The sequence below is a fragment of the Gordonibacter sp. 28C genome (assembly GCF_003339845.1).
In the GTDB taxonomy this organism is placed as follows: Bacteria; Actinomycetota; Coriobacteriia; order Coriobacteriales; family Eggerthellaceae; genus Gordonibacter.
Genome location: NZ_PPTR01000011.1, coordinates 95,331 through 111,190 on the forward strand (window position 1 = coordinate 95,331; position 15,860 = coordinate 111,190).

Consider the following 15,860-nt stretch of genomic DNA (forward strand, 5'->3'; position numbering starts at 1 on the left):
GCGAGAAGGGCGGTTCCGGAGAGGAGCCGCCCTGTTTCATAGAAAGGCAGATGAAACGAACGAAGAAGGCATGGGGCGCGCTCGTCGCCGCCTTTGTTCGAATTCGCCATCCGCCGCAGATCCGCATGCTTGCAAAGGTGGAATCCTTTGTGCAAGAATGAAGTTTGTTTTGTGCGGGGGGGGGGGGATCGCCGATGAATCTATTCCAATTGAATTTGTTTGTGAACACGATCCACAGCGGCTCAATGAAGGTCGCTGCTGATAACTTCTATATTTCGCAGTCCGCCCTGAGCCAAAACATCAAGAAGCTCGAATCTGAATTGGGATGCACGCTCATCGATCGCACGCATTCTCCCCTGAAACCGACTCTTTATGGGAAAATCGTGCTCGACCGCGCTGAAAGAATCCTTTTTCTCGCGAACGAGATCGAGGAGGAGATAGCACGTCGGAAGCGAATCGATGCGCAAACGATAATGGTCGGGTCCTTTTATCCGACGTTGGCGAATTCGGAGATGGTGTATGTGGCCAACGCTCATCCGGATTTGAATTTCCAGGTGGTGATCGACGACGAGCCCGCGCTTCTATCGGACTTGATAAAGGGAGCGTTCGATTTCGTATTTCTCTCAAAACCTCGTTCGATACCTGGTTTTGAATCCTTTGAATTAACGAGAGAGCAGCTTTTCGTATCCCTTCCGAACAATTCCCCTCTTTCGGACAAAGAATCGATTGCCTGCGACGAGATAACCGACTTGCGGGTTACCGTTCCATCCGACCTTGACGGTGTGAGCTCCTGGTATCATGAATTCCTCGATGAAATAGACATGAAGCAGGAAAACGTTAACGAGCTCAGCTCGGAAGAATATTTTGCCGCCATGGTCAACCCGGATGTGATACATTTTCGATCGTCTCTTATGACCGCGCCCCTGAACATGCTTTCGAAGAAACGGCATCTGCCACTGGTAGAGCCGGAAATATGGCGATCCATACTCGTCATGTATCCAACCGTGAAAGCCAAAAAACTCGAGCCCCTTTTGAAAACGCTGAAAAAAGGGGCGCAGACGGCATCGGCTATATCGATCATTCCGAAATTGCTTCAATTCAGCGCGTCTTCGAATCTCGTGATTAAAAAATCCGTCGAAAAGAGCGACGAATAGACCCTGATGCGACTCGCCATATCGGCAGCCTTTAGATTTGCTTAACTATTGTTAAGCAAAGAACGGGGATGAAAAAGCCCCGCGTGCTCTAGGCTTTTTTCAGGAACCCAACGAGCGAATCCCTTTGCTCATTGGATGAGAGAAAAGAGGAGGCCATGGCAAGCACGCAGGATAAAACGGTCTACAAGACCACAGGGTGGTGCGGATTCGCGTCGGGCAGCAATACGGCTGCCGTCGATGTCAAAGACGGCAAGATCGCCCGCATCCGCCCCGTGCATTTCGAGGAGGAATACACCGAAGACGAGATCAATCCATGGAAGATCGAGGTGAGGGGCCATACCCTTACGAGCGGCATGACCACTACAGTGTCGCCCATGGCGCTTGCCTACAAGAAGCGCGTCTATTCTCCGAACCGCGTTCCTTACCCGCTCAAGCGCGTGGATTGGGATCCTCAGGGCGAGAGGAATCCGCAAAACCGCGGCATCTCGAAGTACGAGCGCATCAGCTGGGACGAGGCGACCCAGATTTGCGCCGATGAGATTCGCCGCGTCATAGACACGTACGGGAATTACTCGATTCTTTGCCAGGGCGACGGTCATGGCGAAACAAAGGTCATACATGCAAGCCATGGCTGCAACACCCGCCTCATGGGCCTGATGGGCGGCTTCACCCTCCAAGCAAGGCAGCCGGACAGCTGGGAAGGCTGGTATTGGGGAGCCAAGCACATGTGGGGCATGAATCCGCTCGGCCAGCAGGCCTTGCAGGAGAACACGCTTTGGGATATCAGCGAAAACGCCGACGCCGTTATCTGCGTCGGTTGCGATCCCGAGACCACTCCGTGGGGCTGGGGCGGCTTCATGGCCTCCAAGATCAGCTATTTCTGGTCTGAGATCGGCATCAAACAGATATACATTTGCCCGGACCTCAACTACGGTGCGGCGATCCATGCGGACAAGTGGATAACCCCGCTTCCGAACACCGACGCTGCCCTTTGGCTTGGAGTAGCCTATACCTGGATCGAAGAGGGAACGTACGAAAAAGAGTACGTCGCAACGCATACCGAGGGATTCGATTGGTTCGAGCGCTACGTCATGGGCGGCGAGGACGGCATCCCCAAAACCCCTCGGTGGGCAGAGTCGAAATGCGGCGTTCCGGCGGCGGAGATCAAGGCGCTTGCGCGCTATTGGGCAAGGCACAACGTCTCGACCGCCCACTGCAACGGCGGCGGATACATCCGCAGCTGCTTCTCGACGGAGCCCGCACGTTTAGAGGTCGCTCTTCTCGCGATGCAGGGCGTGGGGGCTCCCGGTCGCACGATGTTCAAGTTCATCGAGTGGGGGTTGTTCGGCATGGAGGGCTTGAACTCGCTTCCCAAGGGCGAGTGGGGCACCTTCATGTGGGCGGCTTATTCCGGGCATGTCCAAGGAACGTACCTCACGAGCTTCATCCCGCAAACGCTGGTTCCGAAGGCAATCCTCATGCCCGAAGGGGAAAAGCTTTCGTGGCCGGGACGCGTCGTGTGCAACATGCCGCTGGAGGACCAGTACGTCGACTACGAGTTCCCGCTTCCAGGTGCCGAGCGCATCCATATGATCTGGACGGACACTCCTTGCTGGTCGACATGCTGGAACGGCGGAAACACCATGCAAGAGGCCCTGCGCGACGAGTCGATAGAGTTCTACCTTGTGCAGCATCCTTGGATGGAGAACGACACGCTGTTCGCCGACATCATTTTGCCCATCTCGACCAAATTCGAGCAGGACGACATCGGGACTTCGTTCCAATGCGGTGAAAACGACATGGTGGTCGACGAGCTGCCGGCGATCGATCCGCTTGGCGAGGCCAAGACCGATGCGGAAGCCGTTTTGGCTATCGCGGAAAAGCTCGGCATGGCGGAAGAGCTTATGGAAGAGTGGTGCTATTCCCCCGATTTGAAAGGCGCCGTTGCCGGCAAGTCGGGCGGACAGATAGCGCCCGACCAGGTAGGCCACATCATGGGCGAGCCGTCGTTTGAAACGATGAAGCGCGTCGGTTACGAATTCGGCGGATGCAGCGAGCATATGCCCTTCGAGAAATTCCAGGAAAAGGGTTATCTGCCGATTCGCTTCAAGGACGAAGCCGATTGGAAAAGCGATCCTATCGGCATGCGCGCGTTCTACGAAGACCCCGAGAACAACCCGCTTGAAACGCCAACGGGCAAGATCGAGTTCTACTCGTTGAGCATCCATGAGCACTGGCCGAACGACCCTGAGCGACCTGAGGTTCCGCATTGGATCGAAGAGTCCGACGAGCATAAAGAGCGCCTGTCGAGCGATCGGGCCAAGGACTATCCTTTCTTGCTCATGTCGAATCATCCTCGCTGGCGCGTTCATGCGCAGGGAGACGACATCACCTGGTTCCGCGAGATTGCGACGTGCAAGGTCACGGGGCCTGACGGGTACCAGTACGAACCCGTTTGGATCAACCCGCGCGATGCCGAAAGGCTTGGCATCGAGAACGGTGACATCGTTCGTCTGTACAACGAACGCGGCAGCGTTTTGGGCGGGGCGATGATAACCGAGCGCATCCGCGAGAACGTTTTGAGCCAGGACCATGGAGCGCGTGTGGACGGCATCGTCCTCGGCACGGGCGGACTCGATCGCGGCGGCGCGAACAACCTCATCTGCCCAAGCGCGACGACTTCCAAGAACGCGCCCGGCGAAGTGACCAACGGCTTCCTCGTCGGAATCGAAAAGGCCGATGTTTTCGAACTGGCCGAGAAATACCCCGAGGAGTTCAATCGACCGTTCGACAAGTCCGAGGGCGCTCTCGCCAGCACAAAAATCGTTCGAGCTTAAATGAGGCTCTGTGGAGAGGATGGGAACATGTCCAAGAAAGTGTTTGTAGTAGACGTTGATAGGTGCAATGGCTGCCATAGCTGTCAAATTGCCTGCAAGGACGAGCACTGCGGTACCGCTTGGCTTCCGTATGCCGCGGGGCAACCGGACACGGGGCAATTCTGGTGCAAGGTGCAAGAAGAGGTGCACGGAAGCGTCCCGAAGGTCAATATCACGTACACGCCGATCATCGGCGCTCAAAGCGATGCCATCAAGGACTACGCCCCTGAACTGCTCATGGATAGGGATGACGGGCTGATCGTCATCGATCCGGAGAAGGCGAAAGGCCGCAAGGACCTAGCGGACAAATTCGAGGGCGTGTATTGGAACGAGGCGCTGGAGATCCCCCAGGGATGCACCGGTTGCGCTCATCTGATAGACGATGGCTGGAACGTTCCGCGCTGCGTCGATGCCTGCCCTATAGGAGGCTTGCGCTTCGGCGACGAAAGCGAATTCGCGGAAGAGATCGGTAAGGCGGAGAAGCTCGACCCCGAATCGAACGTCTATTACCTCAATCTTCCCAAGCGCTGGGTCGCGGGGCAGGTCATCGACGACGCAGCCGACGAGGTGGTCATAGGGGCGAAGGTGTCCCTGGAGCCTCTTGACGGTTCTTTCGAGGCCCTGGAGACGGCAACCGACGAATTCGGCGACTTCTGGTTCAGAAACCTGAAGGAGGCGGATTACCGCCTGACGGTCTCGGCTGCAGGGTATGCTTCTCGGGAACAGACCGCATCCACCAAGGAAGCCGATTGCAATGCGGGAATGATTCTCTTGGAAAAGTCCGCCTAGGCACACGAAACAACGTTCTTGTCGCGGGACTGCATCGAAACGAACGAGACCCCGAATGTTGGACGGTTGCATAAAGTTCTCAAGCGGCTCTGATCGAATGGCCTCGGTATCGCACCGGGGCCATTCCCTTTAGACCGACCTGGTAGCGGCCGTTGTTCCGATAGTGCAAGTGCTGAACATGTCCTGATTGGGGACAGTCCCCAATCAGGACATTTTGCCGCAGGTGCGGCGGTTCTGGCACGAATGGGGCCGATCTGGCAGGTACGGATCCGCGCCCTGGTCACGATGCGACGTACACTTATCCCATAGCCGATATCGCCCGTGCCGCGCAGGCTGGCCGTGTTCGTGCGGACGACTTCGGACGGCTCGACGTGAACGGGGTGGTCGCATGGAAACTAGGGGGAAGCGCGCGTTTTCGATGGCGATGGCGCTGGCTTTGGCGCTGGGGCTCGTGCCCGCAGCCGCCTTCGCCGAGGAGCCCGGGGCGACGCCCCCGGCTGGCGAGACGATTTCCAGCGAAGCCCCAACCGGCGGGACGGCGCCCGGCGAGACCCCGCCGGAGGCGACGGACGAACCCGCAGTCGACGGCGCAGCCAAGCCCGCGCCCGAGAACCCGGTGCCCGGCGAGGCCCCGTCGTCGTCTGAAGACGCCGCGAACGCGGCTTCCAACGCCCTCGGCGCGAGCGCTCCCACGAAGAAGCAGCACGATTTCGGCGACGGGAGCGGCCCGCTGGAGACTATCGTCATCCAAACCAACGTCGAGCTGGCGATGGTCGGAAAAGACCCCGCGTACCCGGCCGACGCGAACTACTACCTCGCCTCCGGGGTGTATCGGATGAAGTCCGATTTCGCTCCCATCGACGCGACGTTCACCGGGCGCTTCGACGGCAACGGCGCGCAAATCGATCTCGCGATGGACGTTCGCTTCGTGCGCGGGACGGCCGACGCCGGCATCTCCTTCCTGTCGATGTTCCGCAAGAACGCCGGCCTGATCGAGAACCTGCTCATAACCGGAGCGGTCACCACGTCCAATTCCCTCGAACCTGCCGCCGTCATGTACGCCTCGGCGCTGGCGTACGAGAACAGCGGCACCATCCGCAACGTGAAGCTGGACTGCGCCATCGGGCCGGTGGGCCTGGTGGGCGGCATCGCGTGCCTCAACGAGGCCGGCGGCGTCATCGAAGGCTGCACCGCGGACGGCGATTTGCAGGGAACGACCGTCGGCGGCATCGCGCTGTCGTCGTCGGGCCGCATCGCGTCCTGCGAAAGCCATCTCGACCTCGAGGGGCAGGGTGCGGGCATCGCAACCCGCGCGGAGGGCAAGGCGGTTTTCGAGAACTGCGTCAATTACGGGAACATCACGGGCACGGCTGCCGACGCGGCCGGCTGCTTCCTCTACTTCAACGACGATGCGCGTGCGGTCAACTGCGCGAACTACGGCGCCGTGGCGAACACCAGCTCCGACAACAACTCGTTGACGGGCGGCATCCTGGCGCATTTGGACGGCAAGGGCGTTCTGGAGAACTGCGAGAACCACGGCACCGTGTCGGGCGACGGCTCGGTCGGCGGCATCGTGGGCAGCATCAGCCCCGAGATCGATTACGACTGCTACGTCACGGGGTGCGTGAACCACGGCGCCGTGTCGGGCACGGGCGACGGCGTGGGCGGCATCGCAGGCACCAACAACGCCGGCGTCTTGCTGTGCGTGAACCACGGCGCCGTGCAGGGCCGCTCGGAAGTCGGCGGCGTGATCGGCGACAACAAGACGTTCGGCATGGCCCAGTCGCTTTTGAACGACGGCGACGTGAGCGGCGCGGACAACGTGGGCGGCATCGCGGGCAGCACCTCGGCCTCGAAGGTGATCTTCAAGGTGCCCATCGGGTTGGACCACGCGCTCGGCCTGTGCGCCAACTACGGCGCCGTGACGGGAACCGGTACGGGCTGCGGCGGTGTGGTGGGCTATCTGAGCGGACACTATCTGGAGGATTGCTTCAGCGAGGGCGACGTGCGCGGCAACCTGCGGGTGGGCGGCGTCGCAGGCGACGCGAGCGCGGATATCGCGTACTGCTACTCCACGGGCGACGTGGAAGGCGAAAACGCGGTGGGCGGCATCGCGGGCGACATGACGGACACGCCCCAGCCGCGCAGCCTGAGCGATTGCTACGTGGCGGGCGGCGTCTCGGGCTCGGACGACGTGGGAGCGTTCGTCGGCGCGCGCAACAAGAGCACGGGGAACTCCCGCCTGAGCGATCTGTACTACAACGCCGACCGCGTGAGCCTCTCCCCGGTGGGCGACAACCCGACCAACAACAACGACGTCCGCGTCGAGGGGCGCACGACCGACCAGATGCTGGAAGAGGGCTTGCGCGACGAGCTGGGCGACAGCCGGTGGTCGTACACGAGCGCGCGCTCGACATCCCACGACGGCGCGTTCGAGCTGCGCTGCTATCCGCTGTTGGCCCCGTTCGCGCCGGGCGGGGCGGCGGCCGCGCTCGGCGTCGGATACTCCGGCATCGTGTCGCGGCACGACTTCGAGAGCCAAGAACTCGACGGTTCGACGACGCCGGTGTTCGAGGAGTTCGCCTTCCTCTACACCGCAGACGATCTGCTTGAGGCCGAGCATCATCCCGATCAGAACTACGTGCTGGCAAACGATATCTACCTGGGCACGGCGTTCGCCGGGTTGGGCGGCGCGCAGGGGTATCGCGGCAAATTCGACGGCATGGGGCATACCGTCACGCTGTCGTACGACATGGCCGGATTGGCGGCCGTGCTCGACGGCGGCAGGATCATGAACGTGAAGGTGGACGGCGTTCCGCATCTCGACAGCGAACCATGCGGCTCCCTTGCGGGCGAGGTCCGCAGCAACGCGATGCTGTACAACTGCATAGGCAGCGCGATGCCCGAAGGCAGCATGGCCGGCGGCGTGGCGGGACTCGTGTCCGGCGACGACGTGCTCATCCGCGCGTGCGCGTGCGAGGAGGACATCATGGCGCCGCATGCCGACGGCGTGGGCGGCCTGGTGGGCGCGGTGACGGGCGATCGGCTGCTTGTTCGGGATTGCAACGTCGAGACGGACCAGCTGTGGGGCCACGATTACACGGGCGGCCTGGTGGGAAAGCTTGCGGGCGACGACGCGCGGATTTCCGATTGCACCGCGCGCTGCAGGATTCAAAGCGAGGATATGACGGGCGGCTTGGTGGGGGAGCTGTCCGGTGCGAACGCGCAGATAACGAACTGCTCGTGCGTTGGCGAGGTTTACGGCGCCTCGACGACCGGCGGGCTCGTGGGCGGCCTGTCGGGTGCGAACGCGCAGGTGGAAGGGGCTTCCCACGACGGCCTCGTCTCCTGCTGGAGCGGCAAGATCGGCGGCGTCGTCGGGCGGCTGTCGGGCGTGGACGCGCATCTGGGAGACGTTTCCTGCAGCGGAAAGGTTGTCGGGCATGACGCGACCGGCGGTTTCGTCGGAGAGCTGGCGGCAGACGACTTCGCACTTGCGTCGTACACGAACACGACACCGGTGCGCGGCGACAGCGCCGTGGGCGGCATATTCGGGCTCGTGACGGGTGCGCGCGCGACCTTGTCCGCATGTGCCAACGACGCCGCCGTGACCGTCAACGAGGAGGCGAAGGGGCCCGTGGGGATCGGCGGCGTGGCGGGCCAGGTCGAGGGCGAAGGCGCCGTGCTGGACGGGTGTTCGAACTCCGGCGCCATCAGCGGCGGCGAGCGCGCGGGCGGCATCGTGGGCGACATGACCGCTGCAAACGCCGCCGTGCGTTCTGCCGCGAACGACGGCAAGGTGACGGGCGGCTACTCGACCGGCGGCCTGGTCGGTCGCGCGGAGGGCGACGGCGCGCGGATCGAGTCCGGCTCGAACACGGCCAGCGTGACGGGCGGCGATTCGACCGGCGGCCTCGTCGGCTCCATCTCCTGCATCGACGGCGTGTACGCTTCGTACAACACCGGCAAGGTGACAGGTGGCGAAGGGGTTGGCGGCGTCGCGGGAACCTTGCACGGCCCGACTTCGGGCGGCTCGTCGAGGATCAAGGGGTGCGCCAACCATGCCCAGGTGCGTGGCAGAAACGAGGTGGGCGGCGTCGTGGGCGAGATGGACTACTCCTACGCCCACAGCTCTGTGACCGAGAGCCTCAACATCGGCGGGGTTTCCGCCGAGGAGCAGGAGTATGCCTACGTGGGCGGCATCGTGGGCCGCTACTACGCGCACGGCACGATCAAAGACTGCTACAGCGGCGGGCGCGTGACCGCGCCCGCCATCGAGACGAGCTACGCCGGCGGCATCGCGTCCTACTCGTCGGGACTGCCGGGCGAGGTGGAGAACTGCTGGTACGCAACGGAGGCGAACATGCAGGTCGAAGGAGCGCTTATGTCCCACAGCGGCTCCATGCAGGACGACAAGTACGTCAACGTGAGCGGGCTTTCCATCGTCGATATGACCGGCGAAGACGCGTTGTCCGCGCTTGAGTTCTCGGAGCCGGCGAATTGGCGGACGCGGGCGAACGAAGGCGCCGCCTCCGACGGCGCGCCCGCGCAGGTCATGAACTTCCCCGCGCCCGCCGTGCTGGCCGAGCGCGAGGGCTACCCGTGGCCGCGCATCGAGAACCGCATCGTGGACATCACGCCCGACGATCTCGTGCAGACGAAGACCTACACGGGCAAGCCGACGGCCTTCGATCTGGAGCTTCCCGGCAACCCGTACTACACGGTGCGGTACTGGTACGGCTTCGACGGGCATTGGGACTGGACGGAGGTGCCGCCGACGGTGCCGAGCGACGAGCCTTACCTGGTCAGCATCAAGATAGACGAACCGTACTACACGGCGAACGGCGTGACCGACGATCACGGGTGCTTCGAAGGCCACCTCACCATCGAGAAGGCCCCTTGCACCATCAAGGCCGACGATCAGGCCATTCTGTACGGCGAGGACGAGCCGGACTACACGTATACGGTGGAAGGGCTGGTGAACGGCGAGACGCCCGACGTGATCGACGCCGTCGGCGCACCGCGCATCTCCAGCTGGTGGGAGCTTGGCACGCATGAGATCGCCTTCTACAGTGCAAGCGACGACTGCTACGACATCACCTTGCTCCCCGGCACGCTCACGGTGACACAGGACAGCGCGGAGGGGCGTTTCGCCGTCAGCGGCGAGAAGGGCGGCAACGGCCACGACGATTGGTACGTGGGCCCCGTCACCATCGCGCCGGACGGGCGCGACGGCTACGATCGCATACGCGACCAGAGAAGCGCTGAGTGGAAGGCCTCGCTCACCATCACGAGCGATACGCCGCAAACCGTGCTCGAGACCATCGAGGTGAAGAAGTCGTCGACGGGCGCGTACACGTCGAAGAAGGAGGTGCCGCTCAACGTGTGCACGGCGCCGCTCACGCTGACGCGGCTCTCGCTCTCGAACGGGTCGGTCTCCTACGATCCGGCCACCGCGACGCTCGAGCTGACGTTCAGCCAGCCCGTGGAGCGGGGCCGCGGGTTCTTCGCGGTGCTCGCGCTCGACGGCGCCGAGCTGGCCCGCCTCGACGCGAACGGCCCGCAGGTGCGGATTTCAGATGACGGCTTGGTTGCAAGGCTGGTACTGCCGCGGGCGCTCGAAGCAGGGACGTTCTACCGTCTTGCGGTCGACGGCGAGGCGCTGTACAGCCGCTATGGCGCGCGGCTGGTCGGCGCGGGGGAGGGCGCGTGGCGGTTCGGCCCGGACACGAATGCGGACGAGCCGGTGTTCGAGCCCGCGTCCGTTGCGACCGAGGCCGCCGGGACGGACGGCGGCGACGCTTCCGCGCCGACGGCGCCCGTGCGCACGGGCGACGCGGCCGCACCGGTCGCGGCTGGCCTGGCGCTGGCATCCGCCGCAGCGACGGCGGCCGTCGCGCTCGCAGCCCGCAGGCGGCGCGCGTCGAAGTAGGAACCGGGCGTCGAACGGCCCGCCGCGCACTTCCGCGGCGGGCCGTTTTCCGTATCGGCCGCGCTTCCCGTTTTTCCGGCGGGCGATGGCGAATCCCAAGCGCGGTGCTGGGCATATTTGCTATGATAGTCAAACCAAATTGAGCCGCTTGTCGTCTATGGTTTCCACCGGGTGCGATGGCGACGGGCACGTGACGGAAAGGACGTACGCACATGACGCGCAAGATCGACATTTTCGACACCACGCTGCGCGACGGCGAGCAGTCGCCGGGCGCATCCATGAACACCGAGGAGAAGCTGGTGGTCGCGCGTCAGCTGCTGCGTCTGAACGTGGACGTCATCGAGGCCGGCTTCCCCATCTCGAGCCCCGGCGATTTCGAGTCCGTGCGCCGCATCGCCGAGCTCGCGGGCGACCAGGCCGTCGTGTGCGGCCTCACGCGCGCCGTTGAGAAGGACATCGACTCGGCCGCCGACGCGCTCAAGTACGCCAAGCGCCCCCGCATCCACACGGGCTTGGGCGTGAGCCCCAGCCACCTGCGCGACAAGCTGCGCATTTCCGAGGACGAGTGCGTCGAACGCGCCGTCAAATGCGTGAAGTACGCCAAGAAGTACGTGGAGGACGTGCAGTTCTACGCCGAGGACGCGGGCCGCTCCGACTACAACTTCCTCGTGCGCGTCATCCAGGCCGTCGTTGACGCCGGCGCCACCGTGGTGAACATCCCCGACACGACGGGCTACTCGCTGCCCGAGGAGTTCGGTCAGCGTATCAAGTACCTGGTGGAGGGCGTGAACGGGATCGAGAACGTGAAGATCGCCGTGCACTGCCACAACGACCTCGGCATGGCCACGGCGCTGGCCATGGCCGGCGTGAAGAACGGCGCCTCGCAGATCGAGTGCACCATCAACGGCTTGGGCGAGCGCGCGGGCAACACGGCCATGGAGGAAGTGGTCATGGCCATCAAGATGCACGGCGACGAGCTGGACGCCCACACCGACGTCAACACGCGCGAGTTCTGTAAGGCGAGCCGCCTCGTGTCGTCCATCACCGGCATGAACGTGCAGGCCAACAAGGCCATCGTGGGCGCGAACGCCTTCGCGCACTCGTCGGGCATCCATCAGGACGGCGTGCTGAAGAAGCGCGACACCTACGAGATCATCGACCCGGCCGACGTGGGCGCCGGCACGAGCCAGATCGTGCTCACGGCGCGCTCGGGCCATGCGGCGCTCAAGCACCGTCTGGAGGAGCTTGGCTACGAGCTGGAGGGCGAGGCGCTCGACCAGGTGTACGAGGCGTTCCTCAACCTGGCCGACAAGAAGAAGGAAGTGTACGACGAGGACCTGGAGAGCCTCGTGAACGAGCGCGACCGCAACGAGAGCGCGCTCTACACCCTTGAGGGCGTGCAGATCAGCTGCGGCTTCCCGCTCACGCCTACGGCCACCGTCACGCTGAAGAACGCCGCCGACCAGACGGTCACGGCATGCGAGTACGGCACGGGCCCCATCGACGCCATGTGCAAGGCCGTGAACAAGATCGTGCAGGTGGACAACGACCTCACCGAGTTCGCCGTTCAGTCCGTCACGCGCGGCATCGACGCGCTGGGCGAGGTAACCATCCGCGTGACCGACCCGGCAGGCGACATCTACACGGGCCGCGGCGCCGACGGCGACATCGTGGTGTCGTCCACGAAGGCGTACCTGAACGCCCTCAACCGCTTGCTCAACGACAAGCAGGAGAAGCGCGGCTAGGGTCTTCGTCATATCGTGCAGTGCAACCGAGGCGGGCGTCGCAGATTCGACGCCCGCCTCGGTTTGGGACGGGGCTCCACGTCGGCAAAGCGAATTCCCAACGATCCGCTTTGAATTGTTACTGCGCCGACAGCGTTTCCCGACCGTTGACGGGTTTCCACAAAACAACGACTGACAGACAGGGGAGGCGCGCGGTATGCTGACGGCAGCGGTCGGGTTGGCCGCGAGGTTGGGGGTGACGGCGCGGCCGTCGCCGGATGAAAGGATGCACGAATGGAAAATCCCGCTCAGAAATCCTATCAGCTCTATATCGACGGCAAGTGGGTCGACGCCTCGGACGGCGGCACGATCGACGTGTTCTGCCCGGCCAACGGCGAGCAGCTCTCCACCATCGCCGACGCGACGAAGGATGACGTCGACCGCGCGGTCGACGCGGCGTGGAAGGCCTTCGAAACCTGGGGCAAGACCGACAAGGCCCAGCGCGCCATCATCCTGAACAAGGTCGCCGACGTCATCGAGGCGAACGCCGAGAAGCTCGCGCTTTTGGAGTCGCTCGACAACGGCAAGCCCATCCGCGAGACGCGTGCCATCGACATCGCGTACTCCGTCGACCACTTCCGCTACTTCGCCGGCGTGCTGCTGGCCGACACGGGCGAGGCCGACATGCTGCCCGGCAACATGATGTCGCTCGTGCTGCACGAGCCCATCGGCGTCGTCGGCCAGATCGTGCCGTGGAACTTCCCGTTCCTCATGGCCGCCTGGAAGCTCGCCCCCGTGCTCGCCGCCGGCGACTGCACGGTGTTCAAGCCCTCTTCCACCACCTCTCTCACGGTGCTCGAGCTGGCCAAGCTCACCGAGGACATCATCCCGGCCGGCGTGTTCAACGTCGTCACGGGTCGCGGTTCGAAGTCGGGCCAGTACATCCTCGACAATCCGAAGATCAGCAAGCTCGCGTTCACCGGCTCCACCGAAGTGGGCCGCGACGTGGCCCGCGCGGCGGCCGAGCGCCTGATCCCGGCCACGCTGGAGCTGGGCGGCAAATCCGCGAACATCATCTTCCCCGACTGCAAGTGGGACATGATGCTGGACGGCATTCAGCTGGGCATTCTGTTCAACCAGGGCCAGGTGTGCTGTGCCGGCAGCCGCATCTTCGTGCATGAGAGCATCTACGACAAGTTCGTCGAGGACGCGTGCCGCGTGTTCGGCAACGTGAAGGTCGGCTTGCCGTGGGAGGACGACACCCAGATGGGCTCCCAGGTCGATCAGAACCAGCTCAACAAGATACTCGAGTACGTGGACATCGCCAAGCAGGAAGGCGGCAAGGTGCTCTGCGGCGGCGAGCGTCTCACGGAAGGCGAGCTCGCCAAGGGCGCGTTCATGAAGCCGACGCTCATCGAGGTGCCGAACAACTCCTGCCGCGTGGCGCAGGAGGAGATCTTCGGGCCGGTGGCCGTGGTCATCAAGTTCTCCGACGAGCAAGAGGTCATCGACCTGGCGAACGACTCGGTGTACGGTTTGGGCGGCGCCGTGTGGACCCGCGACATCAACCGCGCGTTCCGCGTGTCGCAGGGCGTGCGCACGGGCCGCATGTGGGTGAACACCTACAATCAGATTCCGTCGGGTGCGCCGTTCGGCGGCTACAAGGAATCCGGCATCGGCCGTGAGACGCACAAGATCATGCTCGAGCATTACACCCAGACGAAGAACATCATGATCAACCTGGGCGAGGAGCCGAGCGGGTTCTATCCCGACAAGTAGGCTGGCGTAATAGATAGGCCGACGTAAAAGATTTTGATGAAGAACGGGGCGCAATAGCGCCCCGTTCTTCACGTTTGGGGTGAACGGTAAGATTCCTTTCGAGACGCCTCGCCTTTCGCGGCGACCGCCTAGAAGTCGCTGCGCTGCATGTTGATGTAGTTCAAAAGCTCGCTGCGCTTGTGTATCTGCATCTTCTCGTAGATATGGCGGATGTGGGTGTTCACCGTGTAGGGCGATATGACCAGCTTCACGGATATCGTGTTCGTGGTGTAGCCGCGCGCGATGAGCTCCAGTATCTCGCGCTCGCGCGCCGACAGCGAGAACTCCTTGGCCACCTCGATGCAGATCTCGTCCACCTCGGCCTTCGAGGGCGGAGCGGCCGTGAGTGCGAGGATGCTGAACTCCTGGCGCACGAGCGGTATGAGCAGCGCCGCCAGCACGCAGATGAACGCGAGGCACGTCTCGGGCGTCACGGCCTGGGCCAGGGCGGGCGCGTGCTCGTAGGCCACGGCCAGCGTGTTGCCCACGGCTATGCCCGCGCGCACGAAGCCGCCCGAGAAGCTGAAGGCGAGCGCCGGGGTGTTGTAGCCCTTCGACGTCAGGATGCCGAAGTACATGATGAGCAGTATCTCGAAGATGGACGATATGCCCACAGCCATGATGAAGGCGGGGAAGTACAGCGCGCCGTCTGCCAGGAACAGCGAGAACGCCACGATCTCGAACACGAGCAGCCAGGGGTAGAGCTTGAATATGTTCACCTTGTCCTTGGATGCGATGCAGATGGCGGCTATGCCCAGCATGAGCGCGGCGCCGCCCAGGATGCCGAACGTGAAGCTGACGTCGCGGGTGGGCAGTTCCTCCCACGGTATGACGGCCGCCAGGAAGTAGGCGGCCACGGAGGCCACGAACGAGATGCCGCACACCACCACCATGCTCTTGAAGCCGCCGTGCGCGGCGTTCTTAGGCAGCAGCGGCGGGAACGAGTGCGCGCCGTCGCGCCGGGCCAGCGTCAAAAGGCCGCCGGAGGCAAGCGGCAGCACCGCCACGAACGCGGTCGAAACCACGGGCGGCAGGGCCAGAGCCAAGCCCACGCAGGCGAGCAACGTGAAGCCGAACACGGTGCCGATGTGCTTGATGGAGAAGTTGGCCTTCACGCATGCGTAGCGCTCGCCCCAGAGTATCCACATCACGGCTTCCGCCCCGCCCAAAAGAAACGACAGCAGGTAGGCCACGCCGGGCACGGTGAGCGAGAACGGCGCCACGCACAGCACGAGGGTGGCGGCGGCGATGAACACGGGCGCGACGTAGCCGAGCCAGCGGAACGACGAGAGGTGCCGCTTGCGTCCCAGCAAGAGCGCGATGAGGAACAGGAACAGCACCGTGGCGCCCAGGTTCACGAGCCACGAGATGGTAACGCGCTCGTCAAGCAACTCGGTATGCGCGAACACGTGCGGCGTGAACCACAGCGCGTAGTGCCATGCCAAAAGCAGCGCGAAACCCACGTACTTCGCCGCAGGACGCGCCGCGAGGGACGCTAACGACGCTGCCGGCTTCGTGCCTCGACCCTTGAGATCCTCCGCTTGGTTCGCCATGGACGCGCCCACCC

The 15,860-nt window shown here is 63.4% G+C and carries 7 protein-coding genes; 6 read left to right on the forward strand and 1 reads right to left on the reverse strand.

The window, feature by feature from the left end:
- Positions 1 to 194: 194 nt before the first annotated feature.
- The 6 genes from C1878_RS12895 to C1878_RS12920 all read left to right on the forward strand — a co-directional run bounded on the left by C1878_RS12895 (position 195) and on the right by C1878_RS12920 (position 14,254).
- Positions 195 to 1,154: a LysR family transcriptional regulator gene (locus tag C1878_RS12895; RefSeq protein WP_114602028.1), complete on the forward strand. Its 960-nt coding sequence runs from the start codon at positions 195 to 197 to the stop codon at positions 1,152 to 1,154.
- A 155-nt stretch (positions 1,155 to 1,309) separates the two neighbouring features.
- Positions 1,310 to 3,991 carry a molybdopterin-dependent oxidoreductase gene (locus tag C1878_RS12900; protein ID WP_114602029.1) on the forward strand — a complete coding sequence of 894 codons (2,682 nt, stop codon included), beginning with the start codon at positions 1,310 to 1,312 and terminating at the stop codon, positions 3,989 to 3,991.
- A gap of 27 nt (positions 3,992 to 4,018) precedes the next feature.
- Positions 4,019 to 4,819 carry a carboxypeptidase regulatory-like domain-containing protein gene (locus C1878_RS12905; RefSeq protein WP_158539811.1) on the forward strand — a complete coding sequence of 267 codons (801 nt, stop codon included), beginning with the start codon at positions 4,019 to 4,021 and terminating at the stop codon, positions 4,817 to 4,819.
- Positions 4,820 to 5,207: 388 nt separating this feature from the next.
- Positions 5,208 to 10,751 carry an MBG domain-containing protein gene (locus C1878_RS12910; protein WP_147272948.1) on the forward strand — a complete coding sequence of 1,848 codons (5,544 nt, stop codon included), beginning with the start codon at positions 5,208 to 5,210 and terminating at the stop codon, positions 10,749 to 10,751.
- Positions 10,752 to 10,963: 212 nt separating this feature from the next.
- Positions 10,964 to 12,496: a 2-isopropylmalate synthase gene (locus C1878_RS12915; RefSeq protein WP_114602032.1), complete on the forward strand. Its 1,533-nt coding sequence runs from the start codon at positions 10,964 to 10,966 to the stop codon at positions 12,494 to 12,496.
- Between the two features lie 273 nt (positions 12,497 to 12,769).
- Entirely contained in the window at positions 12,770 to 14,254 is a 1,485-nt protein-coding gene (locus C1878_RS12920; RefSeq protein ID WP_114602033.1) for an aldehyde dehydrogenase family protein, read from the forward strand.
- A gap of 128 nt (positions 14,255 to 14,382) precedes the next feature.
- On the opposite strand, the gene C1878_RS12925 is transcribed toward C1878_RS12920, so the two are convergent.
- Positions 14,383 to 15,846, reverse strand: a complete 1,464-nt coding sequence (locus C1878_RS12925) for a helix-turn-helix transcriptional regulator (protein WP_114602034.1) — start codon at positions 15,844 to 15,846, stop codon at positions 14,383 to 14,385.
- Between the last annotated feature and the right edge of the window lie 14 nt (positions 15,847 to 15,860).